Source organism: Leifsonia sp. NPDC077715 (assembly GCF_040686855.1).
Taxonomy (GTDB): Bacteria; Actinomycetota; Actinomycetes; order Actinomycetales; family Microbacteriaceae; genus Leifsonia.
Genome location: NZ_JBFBOG010000002.1, coordinates 1,269,596 through 1,285,493 on the forward strand (window position 1 = coordinate 1,269,596; position 15,898 = coordinate 1,285,493).

General features: G+C 70.2%; 18 protein-coding genes. 11 read left to right on the top strand and 7 right to left on the bottom strand.

Annotated features, from left to right (window positions below; all coding sequences use genetic code 11):
• Positions 1–9: 9 nt before the first annotated feature.
• Positions 10–1,269: an alpha-hydroxy acid oxidase gene (locus AB0P25_RS13140; protein ID WP_363807889.1), complete on the top strand. Its 1,260-nt coding sequence runs from the start codon at positions 10–12 to the stop codon at positions 1,267–1,269.
• Between the two features lie 366 nt (positions 1,270–1,635).
• On the opposite strand, the gene AB0P25_RS13145 is transcribed toward AB0P25_RS13140, so the two are convergent.
• The gene (locus AB0P25_RS13145) at positions 1,636–1,929 is read right to left on the bottom strand and encodes a hypothetical protein (protein WP_363807890.1); all 294 of its coding nucleotides are present in this window, start codon (positions 1,927–1,929) and stop codon (positions 1,636–1,638) included.
• 104 nt (positions 1,930–2,033) lie between these two features.
• Between AB0P25_RS13145 and AB0P25_RS13150 the strand changes: the two genes are divergently transcribed.
• The 3 genes from AB0P25_RS13150 to AB0P25_RS13160 are packed head-to-tail and all read left to right on the top strand — an operon-like array spanning position 2,034 to position 4,253.
• Positions 2,034–2,525 (top strand): MarR family transcriptional regulator, encoded by a 492-nt coding sequence (locus tag AB0P25_RS13150; RefSeq protein ID WP_363807891.1) that lies wholly within the window; start codon positions 2,034–2,036, stop codon positions 2,523–2,525.
• A complete protein-coding gene (locus tag AB0P25_RS13155) occupies positions 2,522–3,178 on the top strand; it encodes an NAD(P)-binding domain-containing protein (protein WP_363807892.1) in 657 nt (218 codons plus the stop codon). The genes AB0P25_RS13150 and AB0P25_RS13155 overlap by 4 nt, the downstream gene beginning before the upstream one ends.
• 28 nt (positions 3,179–3,206) lie before the next feature.
• Positions 3,207–4,253, top strand: a complete 1,047-nt coding sequence (locus AB0P25_RS13160) for an LLM class flavin-dependent oxidoreductase (RefSeq protein ID WP_363807893.1) — start codon at positions 3,207–3,209, stop codon at positions 4,251–4,253.
• A 12-nt stretch (positions 4,254–4,265) separates the two neighbouring features.
• On the opposite strand, the gene treS is transcribed toward AB0P25_RS13160, so the two are convergent.
• Positions 4,266–6,503 carry a maltose alpha-D-glucosyltransferase gene (gene treS / locus AB0P25_RS13165; RefSeq protein WP_363808061.1) on the bottom strand — a complete coding sequence of 746 codons (2,238 nt, stop codon included), beginning with the start codon at positions 6,501–6,503 and terminating at the stop codon, positions 4,266–4,268.
• A 106-nt stretch (positions 6,504–6,609) separates the two neighbouring features.
• A complete protein-coding gene (locus AB0P25_RS13170; RefSeq protein ID WP_363807894.1) occupies positions 6,610–7,026 on the bottom strand; it encodes a hypothetical protein in 417 nt (138 codons plus the stop codon).
• 169 nt (positions 7,027–7,195) lie between these two features.
• Between AB0P25_RS13170 and AB0P25_RS13175 the strand changes: the two genes are divergently transcribed.
• Positions 7,196–7,498, top strand: a complete 303-nt coding sequence (locus tag AB0P25_RS13175; protein ID WP_363807895.1) for a hypothetical protein — start codon at positions 7,196–7,198, stop codon at positions 7,496–7,498.
• Here the strand turns inward: AB0P25_RS13175 and AB0P25_RS13180 are convergent.
• Positions 7,492–8,133: an NAD(P)H-binding protein gene (locus AB0P25_RS13180; RefSeq protein WP_363807896.1), complete on the bottom strand. Its 642-nt coding sequence runs from the start codon at positions 8,131–8,133 to the stop codon at positions 7,492–7,494. The two genes, AB0P25_RS13175 and AB0P25_RS13180, sit on opposite strands and share 7 nt — an antisense overlap.
• A 144-nt stretch (positions 8,134–8,277) precedes the next feature.
• Here AB0P25_RS13180 and AB0P25_RS13185 point away from each other — a divergent pair, with 144 nt between their 5' ends.
• The 6 genes from AB0P25_RS13185 (at position 8,278) to AB0P25_RS13210 (ending at position 13,086) form a co-directional block, all read left to right on the top strand.
• On the top strand, positions 8,278–8,589 hold the full coding sequence (locus tag AB0P25_RS13185) for a hypothetical protein (protein WP_363807897.1): 312 nt from the start codon (positions 8,278–8,280) through the stop codon (positions 8,587–8,589).
• 5 nt (positions 8,590–8,594) lie between these two features.
• The gene (locus AB0P25_RS13190; RefSeq protein WP_363807898.1) at positions 8,595–8,993 is read left to right on the top strand and encodes an ATP-dependent DNA ligase; all 399 of its coding nucleotides are present in this window, start codon (positions 8,595–8,597) and stop codon (positions 8,991–8,993) included.
• Between the two features lie 49 nt (positions 8,994–9,042).
• On the top strand, positions 9,043–9,351 hold the full coding sequence (locus AB0P25_RS13195; protein ID WP_363807899.1) for a hypothetical protein: 309 nt from the start codon (positions 9,043–9,045) through the stop codon (positions 9,349–9,351).
• A gap of 63 nt (positions 9,352–9,414) precedes the next feature.
• Positions 9,415–11,316 carry a Na+/H+ antiporter NhaA gene (nhaA, locus tag AB0P25_RS13200; RefSeq protein WP_363807900.1) on the top strand — a complete coding sequence of 634 codons (1,902 nt, stop codon included), beginning with the start codon at positions 9,415–9,417 and terminating at the stop codon, positions 11,314–11,316.
• Positions 11,317–11,355: 39 nt separating this feature from the next.
• Positions 11,356–11,949 (top strand): YdeI/OmpD-associated family protein, encoded by a 594-nt coding sequence (locus AB0P25_RS13205; RefSeq protein ID WP_363807901.1) that lies wholly within the window; start codon positions 11,356–11,358, stop codon positions 11,947–11,949.
• Positions 11,950–12,045: 96 nt separating this feature from the next.
• Positions 12,046–13,086, top strand: a complete 1,041-nt coding sequence (locus AB0P25_RS13210) for a cupin domain-containing protein (RefSeq protein ID WP_363807902.1) — start codon at positions 12,046–12,048, stop codon at positions 13,084–13,086.
• Between the two features lie 13 nt (positions 13,087–13,099).
• Here AB0P25_RS13210 and AB0P25_RS13215 read toward each other — a convergent pair whose 3' ends face one another.
• The 3 genes from AB0P25_RS13215 to AB0P25_RS13225 form a co-directional block, all read right to left on the bottom strand.
• The gene (locus AB0P25_RS13215; RefSeq protein ID WP_363807903.1) at positions 13,100–13,810 is read right to left on the bottom strand and encodes a hypothetical protein; all 711 of its coding nucleotides are present in this window, start codon (positions 13,808–13,810) and stop codon (positions 13,100–13,102) included.
• Between the two features lies 1 nt (position 13,811).
• On the bottom strand, positions 13,812–14,330 hold the full coding sequence (locus AB0P25_RS13220; protein ID WP_363807904.1) for a hypothetical protein: 519 nt from the start codon (positions 14,328–14,330) through the stop codon (positions 13,812–13,814).
• 85 nt (positions 14,331–14,415) lie between these two features.
• Positions 14,416–15,891, bottom strand: coding sequence for an MFS transporter (locus AB0P25_RS13225; RefSeq protein WP_363807905.1), 1,476 nt, complete (start codon positions 15,889–15,891; stop codon positions 14,416–14,418).
• Positions 15,892–15,898: the final 7 nt, after the last annotated feature.

Consider the following 15,898-nt stretch of genomic DNA (forward strand, 5'->3'; position numbering starts at 1 on the left):
TCCATTCGCATGGTCGACCGTCAATTCCCCAAACCCGCCGAGCTGCTGGAGCTGATGCAGTTCAAGAAGCCCGAGCTGAATCTGAAGAAGCGGCGGTTGGAGTCGGCGCTGACGATCGAGGACCTGGCGCGGATCGCTCGGCGCAGAACCCCCAAGGCGGCGTTCGACTACACCGAAGGGGCGGCGGAGGGGGAGCTATCACTCGCGCGGGCCAGGCAGGCGTTCCAGGATGTGGAGTTCCACCCGTCGATCCTGCATGACGTGTCCACGGTGGATACGTCGTGTGAGATCTGGGGTGGGCCGTCGGCACTCCCGTTCGGGATCGCCCCGACCGGGTTCACCCGCCTGATGCAGACCGAGGGCGAGACCGCCGGTGCCGGTGCGGCCGGCGCGGCGGGTATCCCGTTCACCCTCTCCACGCTCGGGACGACCTCGATCGAGGGGGTGAAGGCGGCGAACCCGCACGGCCGGAACTGGTTCCAGCTGTATGTGATGCGGCAGAAGGAGATCAGCTACGGCCTGGTGGAGCGGGCGGCAGCTGCCGGGTTCGACACCCTGTTCTTCACCGTGGACACCCCGGTCGCCGGGGCACGGTTGCGGGATAAGAGGAACGGGTTCTCCATCCCACCGCAGTTGACCCTGGGCACGATCGTGAACGCGATCCCCCGGCCGTGGTGGTGGTACGACTTCCTCACCACCCCGAAGCTGGAGTTCGCATCCCTGTCCGCGACCGGCGGCACCGTCGGGGACCTGCTGAACGCGGCCATGGATCCGTCGATCGACTACGACGACCTCGCCGAAATCCGAGCGTTGTGGCCCGGGAAACTCGTCATCAAAGGGGTGCAGAACCTCGAGGACGCGAAGCGCCTGGTGGATCACGGCGTCGACGGGATCGTGCTCTCCAACCACGGCGGCCGGCAACTGGACCGGGCGCCGATCCCGTTCCATCTCCTCCCCGAGGTGGCACGGGAGGTCGGCCAGCACACCGAGATCGCGATCGACACCGGCATCATGAACGGCGCCGACATCATCGCCGCCTACGCCCTCGGCGCCAAGTTCACATTGATCGGACGCGCCTACCTCTACGGGCTCATGGCCGGCGGACGGGAGGGCGTCGACCGCACCATCCAGATCCTCACCGACCAGATCACCCGCACCATGAAACTCCTCCAGGTGCGCACCCTCGCCGAACTCGGCCCCCACCACGTCACCCAACTCACGCGCCTGCAGCCCCTCCGCCGCACCACCCCCGAGCCCGCCGACACCTGACCATTCGTGCCGAATGAGCGTTATTCGTCACGAATACCGCTCATTCGGCACGAATTCCGACCCTCTCGGCCCGGCTTGGAACAGTACTCAGTGAAGGGTCATTGCGCCAGATCATGGTTCTCGCTGGGAAGGGCTCGACGATTCGTGACGAATGCGCAACATTCGTCACGAGCAGCGCGCATTCGGCACGAGTCGCGCGCGAGCGGGGCGAGGGGATGGCGAAGCGCAGCGTCGGAGATCGAGCGTCGAACCCCCGCAGGAGCGACGCATCGGGTGGGCGATTCGTGACGAATACGCGGTATTCGTGACGAATGGTGCGCATTCGGCACGAATCACGGGCGCGGGGACGCGGGCGGGCGCGACGAATCAGCGCGGGGTGTACTCGTAGACGACGGCCGACCAGTGGCCCTCGAGCTCGTCCCACGACTCGGGGCCTTGGTAGGCGAGCGCGTACTGCACGTTCAGGATCGGGCCGAGCACGTCGAGCACGTCCGGGTCGAAGGGCGTTCCGGGCGGGAAGCCGAGGCCGAAGCTATGGATGATGCTGTCGTCCGCCGCGCGCAGCCAGACGCCCCAACCCTGGCTGACCGGCATCGCGACCACGCGGAACACCGTCGCAGGGTCGTAGTCGGCGGGGAGCGCGTCCGGCGGTTCGGTCATGGATGCAACCGTACAAGCACGCGAGCACGCAGGGAACAAACGGCCGTGCCTCTCGGTTGATTGACATGTCAGCTACTTCGACTGACGGACAGAACCGAGGACTCATGACACCGACCGCCGCCCCCGAGCGCCTGACCGACCGCGAGCTCGCCGTCTGGCGATCGCTGCTCGACACCACGGACGAGCTGCGCCGCCTGCTGTCCGCCGAGCTGCAGCGCGTCGAGCTGTCGCCCGGCGACTACGCCGTGCTGCTCGCCCTCACCGAGGCTCCAGACCGCACCCTGCGGTCGTCTGAGGTCGCGGACGCCATCGGCTGGGAGCGCAGCCGCGTCTCGCACCAGCTCGGGCGGATGGAGCGGCGGGGCCTGGTCCTCCGCACCGACTGCCCGGGGGACAACCGCGGCGCGCTCGTCCTCCTCACCGACGACGGCTTCCAGGCGATCCGGCAGGCGTCCGGGCCGCACCTCCGGGCCGTCAAGCGGCTCTTCGCCGACGCGCTCGAACCGCAGCAGCTCGACGCCCTCGCCGACGTGCTCGGCAGCATCCGCACCCGCCTCGACGCCACCCACCTCGACGCAACAGGAGACCGCTCATGACCGCCACCCGACCGCGCGTCGCGATCCTCGGCGTCGGGCACGTCGGCTCGGCGCTCGCGCGCATCCTGCTCGACGCCGGGTACGACGTGGATGTGGCCGCCTCGGGCGACCCGCAGCGCATCCAGCTGATCGCCTCGGTCGTCATGCCCGGCGCCCGCCCGCGCTGGGCGGCGGAGGCCGTCGCCGACGCGGACGTCGTGATCCTCGCCATCCCCCTGCACCGCTTCGCCGGGCTCGACCGTTCGATGCTGGACGGGAAGATCGTCGTCGACTCCATGAACTACTGGGCGCCGACGGACGGCGTGCAGCCGCTGTTCGAGGACGACGAGCTGACCAGCAGCGAGATCGTCCAGCGCGAGCTCGCCGCCGCCCGGATCGTGAAGACCTTCAACCACATCGGCTACCACGAGATGGAGGAGGACCGCCGGCCGGCCGGCGACCCCGACCGCCGCGCCCTCGGCGTGGCGTCGGACGACCCGGACGCCGCCGCGGTCGTCGCCTCCCTCATCGAGGACGCCGGTTACGACACGGTGCTCGCCGAGAGCCTGCGCGACGGCGTCGCGTTCGAGCCCGGCGGTCCCGTCTTCGGCGCGCGGCTCGACGCCGCCGCCTTCCGCGCCGCCGTCGCGGGCGAACTCGAGACGGCCGCCTGAACCACCCACCACCCGAGAGAACCCACAAATGAATACGGAAACCCCGACCTTCCCGCTCGCCTTCGGTCTCAGCACCTTCGGCGACGTCACCGCCGGCGGCGACGGCCGTCCGATCTCGCACGCGCAGACCATCCGCGATCTCGTCGGGCACGGCGTGGCCGCTGAGCAGGCCGGCCTCGACTTCTTCGGGATCGGCGAGCACCACACCGACGACATGCCGCTCTCGGCGGCGGACGTCGTGCTGAGCGCGATCGCGGCCCGCACCGAGCGCATCCACCTCGGCTCCGCCGTGACCGTGCTGAGCTCGGACGACCCCGTCCGCGTCTTCCAGCGTTATTCGACGCTGAACGCCGTCTCCGACGGCCGCGCCGAGATCATCCTCGGTCGCGGCTCGAGCATCGACTCGTTCCCGCTGTTCGGCTACGACCTGTCCGACTACGAGGACCTGTTCGAGGAGAAGACCAACCTGTTCGCGCACCTGCGCGAGGGCGGCCCGGTCACCTGGGAGGGCCGCACCCGCGCCGGCCTGCGCGACCAGGATGTGGTCCCGCACCTCGAGTCGCCACTGCCGACCTGGATCGGCGTGGGCGGCAGCCCGGAGTCCGTCATCCGGACCGCGCACTACGGCTTCGACCTGATGCTCGCGGTGATCGGCGGCCCGGCGGCACGATTCGCGCCGTACGCGGAGCTGTTCCACAAGGCGCTCGAGCAGTTCGGCCGTCCCATACGGCGGATCGGTCTGCACTCCCCGGGACACGTCGCCGCGACCGACGAGCAGGCTCGCGCCGAGTTCTGGCCGCACTACCGCGACATGATCGCCAAGGTGAGCGCCACGCGCGGTTTCGCGGTCCCGACCGAGGCGTCCTTCCAGCGCGAGCTCGGCCCGGACGGCAGCCTCTACGTCGGCTCGCCGGAGACCGTCGCCACGAAGATCGCGGCGAATCTCCGCATCCTGGGCGCCGACCGGTTCGACCTCAAGTACGGCATCCCCGGCATGACGGACGAGTCGCTGCTCACCGCCATCCGGTTGTACGGCGAGGAGGTCGTCCCGCGCGTGCGGGAGCTACTGGCCTGAGCCGGAGCACCGTCACTGTTCGGCGGGCGTCCGCGTCAGGATGAGGAAGCGGGCCCCGTAGGCCGGGACGCTGACCGGGAAGCTCGCCAGGTCGTCCACGGTCCCGACCTCACTGCCGTCGGAGGCGTCGGTCACGGTCGCGCGGTGCGGAAGCGCCTCCGAGCGGACCGTGCCGTCCACGGCGGAGTCCGTCATGTTGAGCACGGTCAGCTGCACGATCGGAAGGCCCTGGTCGTCCAGCGTCTCGAGCTCGTGCACGAGAACGAGCATCCCGGGATGCGCGACGTCCGGCACGTCGACCTGGCGCGCGGTGGCGATGCCCCAGCGGTTGCGGATGCGCAGCAGCTGGCGCAGGCGGCTCGCGAACGAGTCGCGCGTGCGCAGCTGTTCGGGCAGCGTCCCGTAGAGCGAGCGCGCCCGCGGCATCCCGGACGGAGACCGCTCCGCCTCGGGCGCCACACCGAGCAGGTCGTGCGCACCGCGCTCCACCCAGCGCGTGTCGCCCTCGGCGATCAGATCGGCCACCTCCGAGCGCGGGACGGTCAGCGAGCCGAGCAGGTCCCAGCCGGAGAGCGCGAAGACGCCGGGCTGCCAGGCGTTGAACGCGGCGAGGAGCAGGTGCGCGTCCCGGATCGCCGGGATGTCGTCCTCGGTGATCGAGTCGAGCGTCGCGTGACCCTGCGTCGCCGCGATCAGCGACGCCGAGGTACAGGCGATGCCGTTCGTCGTGAAGACCAGGTTGTAGTCGGCGGTCGGGGCGGTGATCGCCTCGGTCAGGTCGGCGCGGATCCGCTGGGCCAGTTCCCCTCCGGTGATCTCCTCGCCGCGGAACGTGTAGACGTCGTTCGCGTGCAGGGTCGCCCAGTGGACCAGTTCGTACGTGAGCTCGTCGTGGTTCTGCATGCCGTGCACCAGGCTCACCGGCTCGACGCCCAGCTCCAGCGACGTGCGCAGGGTCAGCCGCAGGAACTCGGTGTCGCCGGTCGCGAGGGCGTGGTGGTACGCCGGCCGGTTGATGAAGTCGTAGGACAGGTCGGCGCCGACCGCGCCGGTGTCGCGGATGTCTTCGACCGTGAGGTTGAGCTCCTGGAAGGTGAAGCCGCCGACCTTGCGGACCATCCCGGCGATGATGTGGTTCGCCGCGTGGGAGAGGGGATGCCCCTCCGACCAGGCCGGCATCCCCTCGGCGCTCTTCTCGACGCCGAGGAAGCCGTTCGCATCCAGCCGCAGCGCGCTGGTGCCGAGGTCGCCGAGCGAGTGGAGGGCGTCGCCGATGACCAGCCGCATGCCCGAGAAGGTCGGGTCCAGCCAGTTCACGGACGGCTGGCCCTCCTTGAAGTAGTGGAGGTAGACCCAGCGACGGGTGATGCCGTCCACGCCGATCACCGGCGCCGTGGCGCTCCAGTTCGTCTCCTTGACGCCCGGCGCGAAGAAGATCACGCGCTGCAGCTCGCCGATGATGTAGCCGCTCTCGGCGAGGGACGCCTCGGTCGCCGCATCCAGGTTCACCGAGTCGCGGGCGTCGGGCACGTCGGGAAGCAGGTGCCACTCGTCCGGCGGGATCTCGACCATGTGGTAGATGCCGGGGTAGTCCTTGTACGCCATCTCGGCGAGCCGGAAGTCGGCGCCCTTGCCGGTGTGGCCCGGGACGATGTCGTCGATGACGCTGCCGCCGTGCTCCTCGGCGACGTCCGTCAGCCGGCGGAAGGTCTCCTCGTCGCCGAACGCCGGGTCGATCTGGGTTCCGATGCGGTCGAAGTGACCGTCGACGCTCGGCGTCTCCTGCCACCCCCGGATGCCGCCGGCCCGCTTGACCGGACCGGTGTGGAGGCCGTTGATGCCGATCCGCTCGAACGCGGTCCACAGCTCCGGGTCGGCCAGGGCGGTCAGGAAGGACTCACCGGGGCGGGTGATGAGCGAGATGGGGTACGCGGTGAACCAGACGTCCGAGGTAGGGACGGCGCGGCGTGCGTCCGGGCGGGCGTAGGGGTTGCGCCACATGCTCGGCGAGCCGGAGAGCTGGCGGCTCAGCACGTCCGCATCCTTCAGCATGGACTGACGGACCAGCCACTCGACGTATGCCGGGTTCTGGCCGTTGGCCGCGCGCGGGTCCGAGAACGACCGGCGGATGCTGCCGCCGCGCAGGTTCGCCCGCGGACGCAGCCGGCGGGGACGCGCGGGATACAGCTGCTCGTCGTAGGTGATCTCCTCCGGCGGCAGCTCCTCCGTCACCTCCCCGGCGGTCTCCACGCCGGTGTCCGGCGTGTTCTCGGTCACCTCGGGCGCCTCGTCGTCCACTCGGTCTCCTTCCGTGGTAGTCACCGTAGTCCGTCGATCGGGGGTCACTCGCCCGGAGTCATTCGCTCAGCCGCTCGATGAGCTGGCCTTTGCTCAGCTTCGAGACGTTGCGGAGGCCGCGCGTGCGGGCGACGTCGCGCAGGGCCTGGACGGTGAGGCCGTCCAGCTCCGGATCGTGGGGAGCGGAAGTGGTGACCGAACCGGCGAACTCGACGGTCTCCTCGACGCCCTCGTCGCGGACGGAGGGGAGCGGCGGCGTGAGGTCCGCTTGCTGCGAGGCGTCGTCCGTCCGGTCGTCGTCGGCCGTGGTGTTCCGGCCGACGGCGTCCGCGAGCTCCTTCTGCAGTGCCTTGGCCCGCTTCTTCGCCTTTTTCTTGTCCAGTCGTTCGACTGCCTCGAGCGCCTGATCCACGGCCTTCTCGGCGCGCTTCAGCGCCTTCTCGGCCGCCTTCTCGAGCTTCTTCTGCTTCGCCATCCCCGCTCCGATTCCGTCGATCGCGTTCCGCCTTGAACGGTGCCACGGCGCTGCTGACCAGACAAGACGCAGGACGCCGTCTCCCTGGGAATTCGTACCGATTCTCCACCGGAAAAAGCTAGGAGCGTTACTATCTAGCCCGGCTTACCAAATCCCGGAGGGAGCCACCATGGGGCAGCTGCTCGTCGACCGGCGATGCTACGAGATCGACGACGCCGACCTCGTGAACCTCCAGCCCGTCCTCATGCAGGCGCTTTCCCTCAACCGCAGCGTCGCCCTCGCGGTGCACGGGCGTGACGGCGAGGAGCATGTGCTGATCGCCGGACGCCGGCCGCTGTCCCTCCAGTTCTCCTCCGCCGTCACCGCGAGCGGCGAGGTCGTCGAGCAGATGCTCGACGAACTCGCCCTTCTCGGCAGCCTCACGATCGTCGGCGTCCACACGGAGGCGACACCGCCCGAGGCGGTTCAGTAGAAGAAGTGCACCTGGGCGCGCCGGCGGGATGGCGTCTCGATCTCGTCGACGACCGCCGTCGCGAAGTCCTCCGCGCCGATGAAGGAAGCGCCGTCGGCGTCGAACAGGGCGACATCGTCTCCGACGCGGTAGGCGCCGCGCGGGTCCACCTGCGGAGCGTACGCGCCGTACGTCGCTGCCGGGCTGACGAAGACCCAGTCCAGGCCCTCCGGCGCGTTCGCGATCAGGTCCTCCAGCACGGCGTTCAGCTCGCGGGCCTCGTCCGCGAACTCCGGCGGGAGGTCGTCGCCCTCCGCGAACCGGGGGGCGCCCGGCGCCGGACGTAGCGAGCTGAAGCCGCCGATCACGACGAGACGCGCGCCTGCCTCGTCGGCCAGCTCCGCCAGCCGGCTGTAGCGGCGGCCCAGGGTGCCGGCGCTGTCGCCGCGCGGCGAGACGGTCGCCACGATCACGTCCGCGCCCTCGATCGCCTGCTCGGGCTCGTCGGCCGACCCCGTGAGGTAGCGCACGCCGTCCACGGGCTCGGTGGGCTCGGAGCGGCTGAGCGACGTGACGCGATGCCCGCGCGACACCGCCTCCTGCGCGAGATGGGAGCCGGTGAACCCGGTGCCGCCGATGATCGTGATGTCCGCCATGTCGTCCTCCTTCGCGGGGCGGCGCTCGCCCCGTCGAGAAGCGGCAACCCGAGGGAGCCCGGGTTTCTTCCCGCAGAGAGGCTCCCGTCGGCGCCGCTTTGTCAACCGCCTGTGCGGGGTTTTCTCGCGCCTACGGTCGAGCTCATGAAGCACGTCACGTACGGAGAGAAATCGCTGCTCGTCGGCGACGAGGCGGCCGACCTGCTCATGAGCTACGCGACCGTCCTCGGCCGGAACGCCAGCACCGACTCGGTCACGCTGCGCGCCATCGGGCCGGATGGCAACGAGACCGACGCGACCTTCTTGCTCAATCCGTCCACGACCATGGTCATCGAGTCCACCAACGGCAGCGGGAGCGAGCCCGACAACGAGTTCGTGAACGAGTACATGCGACGGGGGATCAACCGCTTGACCCAGTCCTTCGAGATGCGCACCGACGACTCCCTCGGACACTGACCGCCATGGGACACCTCATCTACGGGAACATGCGCATCGAGTTCGAGGATCGTGTGCTCGCCCACATGCAGATCGTCATCGTCAACAAGCTCCGGCGGGCGGAGTCGTTCGCTGTCTCGTGGCGCGACGCCAACGAGATCGGAGACGGCCGGAGCGCGATCTGGGTCGATCCGTCCATTGCGCTGTATTTCAAGTTCGACGGTCCGGTCGCGCCCGATATCGACCGCGAGTGGATCCTGCAGCTCGCGAACTCCGCGGACAGCTCGACCGGGCTGATCGTCACAGACAGGGACGGCGAGACGGTCGTCGGGATGCCCGCCATCGGCATCGCGCTGAGCGGCCGCAGGGCGACCGGCGCCAACGGGAGCGCCGGCGGCGCCACGCGGGGGCGCCGCGAGCGCTGACACCAGGCGCGCGATGGCGCGTGGCGGGATGTGAGGGAGGTACGGGCGCATGGGAGTGCTGGAGATCGGCGGCTACGGCTTTCCGGTCGATGACTTCACGCTGGCGCACGTGCACGCGGTGCTCCAGAACGCGCTGCCGGAGTTCCCGCACCTCGACGTTTCGCTGTTCTTCTCGGAGGACGACCGGGTGGAGTTCCGGGTCTCCGACGAGAGTGAGTTCACGGTCTCCGTGCGCGAGCCGCAAGCGCTCTGCGACCAGTGCCTCGCCGGCCTGGTCAGCGAGGTGCTGGTGACCGGCGGCATCCGAATCGTCAGCGGGCTCCGCGCCAGTGCGCGACCTGCCTCGGATCTGAGCTGAGGGAAACTCGAGCAAGGCCGCGAGGGCGTGACCGCAGACGCCGCACTCGGTAAACTCGCGCCCGTGGCCATCCCCCTCACCGTCATCCAGCGCTCCCCGGACCCCGAGTCGCCGCAGCAGTCGCGCGACCGCCGTCCCACGCTGACCGAGCGGTTCCGCGCGATGGGCCGCAGCCGGATCGGGGCCCTCCTGCTGGTCGCGGCCACGCTGGTCGCGATCGTCTGGGCCAACATCTCGTTCGCCGGGTACGAGCAGTTCTGGGAGACGCACCTCAACATCGGCGTCGGCGACCTGCAGCTCGACTTCACCCTCCATTCGCTCGTCAACGACGCGCTGATGGCGATCTTCTTCTTCACCGTCGGTCTGGAGGTGCGGCGCGAGTTCGCGATCGGGGAGCTGACGAGCTGGTCCCGCGCGGTCGTCCCGGTCGTCGCGGCGATCTTCGGGCTCGCTGTGCCGGCGATCATCTACGTGATGTTCACCCTCGGCACCGGCATGGAGCACGCCTGGGGAGTGGTCATCTCCACCGACACCGCGTTCCTCGTCGGCGCACTCGCCCTCGTCGGCCCGCACGCGACCGGCCGCCTGCGGGTGTTCCTGCTGGCGCTCGCCGTGGTGGACGACATCGGCGCGCTGAGCATCATCGCGCTCGTCTACACGGAGCACTTCTACCCGGTCCCGTTGATCGTGGCGGCGGTGGGACTCGCGGGCGTGTACTTCACCCGCTACCTGCGCGGAGGGCGCGGTCCCGTTTATGCGACGCTCGCCATCATCGTCTGGCTGGCGTTCCTCGCATCGGGCGTGCACCCCACGCTCGCGGGCGTCGCGATCGCCCTGCTCATCCCGGTCTACCGGCCGAACCGGCGGGATGTGGAGCACGCGCTCGACCTCGCCCGCACCTTCCGGCAGTCCCCGAACACCGAGTACGCCCGCGCGGCCGCCAACAGCCTGCGCGAGTCCATCTCGATCAACGAGCGGCTGCAGTCGGCATGGGGGCCGTACGTGGCGTACGTCGTGCTGCCGTTGTTCGCGCTCGCCAACGCCGGGGTGCGGCTGAGCGGCGACATCCTCCTCGGCGCGATCGTCTCGCCCATCGCCTGGGGTGTGCTGGTCGGCCTCGTCGTCGGCAAGTTCGTCGGCGTCTTCGGCTCGACCGCCCTGCTGCGGGTGCTGCGGATCGGCGACTTCGGTCCGGGCCTCACTCTCGACCGGCTGGCCGGCGGCGCGGCGCTGTGCGGGATCGGCTTCACGATCTCGCTGTTCATCGTCGACCTCGCCATCCCGGGCGAGGAAGCGCAGAACGCGGCCCGTGTCGGTGTGCTCGCTGCGACGATCGTCGCGTTCCTCGTCGCGACCGTGCTGTTCCGCATCTCGGACGCGCACCGGCCGAAGGAGGAGGCCGGCGTGCGGCTCATGCGCCCCGTCGACCCGGCACGCGACCACGTCTTCGGGTCGCCGGACGCGCCCTTCGAGATCGTCGAGTACGGCGACTTCCAGTGCGGCTTCTGCCTCAAAGCGACCGGCTCGGTGGTGGAGGTGCAGCGCGAACTGGGCGACCGGCTCCGCTACGTCTGGCGGCACGCCCCGCTCACCCGCTTCCACCCGAACGCGCTCGCGGCGGCCGAGGCGTCCGAGGCGGCGGCGCGGCAGGGCAAGTTCTTCGAGTTCGAGCGCAGCCTGTTCGCCGACCAGGAGCACCAGCTCCCGTCCGACATCATGCGCCGCGCCGAAGAGCTCGGCCTCGACCTGGATCGCTTCGAGGACGACCTCGCCTCTTCGGAGGTGGCGGCCCGCGTCCGCGACGACATGCTGGACGCGGAGGCGATGGACATCACCGCCGTCCCCACCTTCTTCATCAACGGCCGCCGCCACGTCGGACCGTACGACGCGCGATCGCTGATCCGCGCGCTGCAGGAGACGACGGACGCGCCTGTTGCGGAGCAGCCGCACCCGGGGACGGTCTAGGCGCCCCTCACTGTCGGAGGTCGCCCGTAGGATCGCGGCATGGCCGAGGACGACGCACCCGCACCCGCGCAGCTCGTGGTCGCCGATCAAGCGGCGTGGCGGGCGTGGCTCGACGAGAACGAGACCACCTCCGACGGCGTGTGGCTCGTGCTGGCCAAGAAGGGCGTCACCGAGCCGACCAGTCTGACCTACCAGGAGGCCCTGATCGAAGCGCTCTGCAGCGGGTGGATCGACGGGCAGCGCATGTCGCGCGACGAGACCACCTTCGTGCAGCGGTACACGCCGCGGCGCAAGACCTCGCTGTGGTCCGAACGCAACATCGGCATCGTCGAGACGCTGATCGCCGAGGGGCGGATGCGGGCAGCCGGGCACGCGGAGATCGAGCGCGCCAAGGCGGACGGCCGCTGGGAGCGTGCGTATAGCGGCGCCGCGACGATCGGGATGCACGACGCCCTCGCCGCCGCCCTGGCCGCGTCGCCCGCGGCGACGGCGACCTTCGAGCGGCTGAACGCCCAGAACCGGTACGCCGTGCTGTGGCGCGTGAACACCGCGCCGAGCGAGACCAGCCGCGCCAACCGGCTGGCGAAGCTGATCGGGATGCTGGAGCGCGGCGAGACGCCCTATCCGCAGTGATCCCTACAGGCAGCGAGCGTCCTCCCGCAAGCGTTGTCGTGAGCCGCGGGCTGCCCCTAGCGTGGCGCTGAAGCCGCTCACCGAAGGGAAACCCGCATGTCCACGACCTCCCCGCACGTCGCCTCTCTGATCGACTCCACCGACACGTACGAGAACGACTTCGGCCGCATCTCCCAGCTCACCGCCGACGACTTCCCGATCCTGAAGCGGATGTCGCTCAAGCGCATCGTGCTGGAGCCGGGCGGGGTGCGCGAGCCGCAGTGGAACGTCAACGCCAACCAGATCGCCTACGTCGTGCGCGGCACCGTCCTCGTCTCCCTGCTGGCGAACGCCGACGAGTTCGCGAGTTTCGTCGTCCAGCCGGGCCAGATGTACCACGTGGCGTCCGGCGCGATCTACCACATCGAGAACGTGGGGGAGGAGACGGCGGAGATCATCGCGTCCCTCCGCACCGCGCGTCCTGCGCACTTCTCGTTGCAGAACAGCTTCAACGCGATGACGGATGCTGTGCTCGGAAACACCTACGACCTGCCGTCGCCCGCGTTCGCCGCGTTCGACCGGCACGACGCGCAGCAGATCGTGCGCCGGGAGGGCGCGGCGCGCATCCCGGACACCGCGGGCCTGCCGAACGCGCACCTGTTCGACCTGGGCGGCCAGAACCCGCCGCTCTCGTACGACTACGGCAGCGCCCGCCTCGGTCGCAAGCAGTTCTGGGCGGCCCTCGACGACCTCTCGATGTATTCGCTCGAGGTGGCGAACACGGGGATGCGCGAGCCGCACTGGCACCCGGTCACCGCCGAGCTCGGCTACGTGCAGAGCGGGCACGCCCGCATGACGGTGCTCGACCCGGACGGCACGCTCGACACGTATGAGCTGGAGCCCGGCAACGCCTACTTCATCCCGCGCGCCTATCCGCACCACATCGAGGCGCTGGGCGAGGAGGGCATCCACTTCCTGATCTTCTTCGACCAGCCGACCCCGGGCGACATCGGCTACCGGGCGACCGCGTCGGCGTTCTCGCGCGAGGTGCTGTCGGCCGCGTTCGGGGTGCCGGAGGCGCAGCTGCCGCAGTTCCCGTTCACCCCGGTCGACCCGCTGATCGTCGGGCGGACGAACCCCGTCGATCCGATCGGTTGAGAGGAACGCCGCGTCAGCGCGTCGTCAGGCCGCGCAGCGCGGCGGTCGTCGACCCGAAGTCGACGTGGATGTGCGTGCAGTAGTCCGCGAACCGCGAGATGTTGGCGAGCGGCGGCATCCAGTACGCGCCGCAGCCGTCGCTGCCCGCGGCCTGGCCCGCGCGCGATCCCGGCGGCATGAACGAGTCGAGGAACGGCAGCAGCACGTTCGTCGACACGTCGTTGCCGCGGGTGCGCCCGCCGCCGATCCAGGTGAGGTCCATGGCGTTCGGTGAGCCGGCCGGGGTGCAGTGCCGGGACGTCGGGTTGCTCGCGCAGGTGGCGACCCCGTCGTTGGCGCAGTGCCGGTTGAGGTCGCTGACCTGCACCGAGCCGTAGTTGCGGATCACGATGATCAGCGTCTGCAACGTCCGGAGGTCGATGTTGCACTGCGGGGTCGCGCCGATCGTGCCGTCGGCGATCGGCTGGATCTCCTTGGGGATGATGTCGCGCTCGGCCCATTCGATGATGAGCTGGCCCGACGCGTTGTACTCCAGAAGCTTCTGCGCGGCCGCCTGCGGCGTCGTGGGCACGTTGACGCAGGTCTCGACGCATCGGCTCTCGGCGGGCTGCGAGAGCCATGCCTGCGCGGGGGCGGCAGGGGAGGCGGCCGTCGCGGCGCCCGCCACCAGGGCGACGACCAGCAGCAGGGCGGCGCGGAGCACGGTCCGTGGGGAGCGTCGCATGTCAGTCCTGGCTCACGGTGACGCCGGCCAGCGTGAAGCAGTCGTGCGCGGCCGCGGTGGAGGAGTCGACCGTCTGCTGCGGGCCGACCCCGGTCTGCGGGTCGATGGGATGGGTGCGGATGAACTCCAGGTCGTTCGCGAGCGGCTGCCAGACGGCGTCGCCGGTGGCCGCCTGCGCGGCCAGGGGTGCGGCCGCGGCGACGCTCGACGCCGCGAAGCCGTCCGCGATCGTCTCGCACGCCTGCACCGCGAGCGCTTTCGCCGCGGCGGGATCGTGGGGAGCGGGCGCGGTCGCCGGAGGGTCGACGACAGGGTCTCCGGTGGGCGTGGGAGTCGGCGATGCCGTCGGGGTGCCGCTCGGCGTCGCGAGAGGGGTGGCGGTCAGCGGGTCTTCGCTCGGCAAGGCGGCCGGCGCGTTGCCGAACTTGCCCGCACAACCGCTGAGCGCTGCGAGGACGAGGAGACCGGCCGTCGCGCCGGCGGCGAAGGGCGCACGACGGCGCGCAGTCTGCGAGAGCATCGGACCCCCATCCCGAGCGGCTGAATACACGTTCAGGCTACGGTGCGGCACGCGGCTTCCCCGGGAGTGACGCGCCAGCGCCGGCTCAGACGCCGCGCTTGCCTGCCTTGTGGCGTTCGCGGAGGTCCACCAGCCCGACGATCAGCGCGACCGCCAGCAGCCCGAGGGTCATCAGGTATCCGCTGCGCACCGCGTCGTGGTACTGCGCCACGGGATGCGACCCTCCGCCCGGAACCGTCGCGAAGAACACCGCCGTCACCAGGGCGATGCCGACGGCCGTCCCGATCCGCTGTCCGAGCTGCGCGATCGACCCCGCGGCGCTGCCCTCCTCCGGCGGGATCTCGGACAGCGTCAGCGTCTGGTTCGGCGAGATGACGAACCCGCCGCCGATGCCGCCGATCAGCGTCGAGCCGGCCATGAACCACGCCGCCGTCGACGGCGGCGCCAGGGTCGCGGACGCCAGCAGCGCGCCGATGCCGACGATCACGATGACGAGGCCCGTCACCACCAACCCGCGGCCGAACCGCTGCACGAGCCGTCCGCCGACGAATGCCGACACCGCGGCGCCGAGCGCGAACGGCACGCTGACCAGGCCGGCGGTGAGCGGCTGCGCGTGCAGTCCCTCCTGCAGATAGAGCGTGGTCACGAGGAAGCTTGCCGGGAGCCCGGCGAAGTACACCGCCGCGATCAGCAGACCGTTGCGGTACGAGGCGATGCGGAACAGCTCCAGGTGCACGATCGGCGACAGTCCGCGCCGCCGGTAGGCGCGCTCCCACAGCAGGAAGGCCGCGCCCGCGACGACGAACGCGATCAGCCACAGCCAGCGCTTCGGATCGTCGGTCGAGGACCCGGTGGTGAGGAGGAACGGCAGCATGAGGCCCAGGATCGAGACGGCCAGCAGCACCAGCCCGATCGGGTCGAGCTGCGTCCCGCCTTCGCCGCGTTCCTGGTGCTTCGGGAGGTAGCGCAGAGCGAAGAACAGCGCGATCGCGCCGCACGGCACGTTGAACCAGAACAGCAGTCGCCAGCCCTCCGTCGCGCCGCCGATCGCGATGAGGGAACCGGCGAGGGTGGGCCCGATCGCCGTCGCGATGCCGACCATCGCGCCGAAGACGCCGAACGCGCGTCCGCGCTCCTCTCCCCGGTAGAGCTGCTGGATCATCCCGAGAACCTGCGGCATCTGGACGCCCGCCGCAGCCCCCTGAAGGAAGCGCGTGACGGTCAGCCACACGATCCCGGGCGCCAGGGCGCAAAGGGCGCTCGCCAGGCTGAAGCCGATCAGCCCGATGACGAACATCGCCTTGCGCGACCGGGTGTCGCCGAGTCGTCCGGAGGGGATGAGGGTGAGCCCGAACGCGAGCGCGTACCCGGCGACGATGAGCTGCAGTTGCGTCGAGTCGGCGTGCAGTGAGCGCTGGATGGACGGGAGCGCCACGTTCACGCCCGACAGATCGAGGATGGTGAGCGCGCCGACCGCGATGCAGACCGCGAAGGCGGGGGTGCGGCCGGACGGCGCGCCGCTGCGGACGGTCGACGTGGGGGCGGTGGAGGCGTCGGTCACGACGACA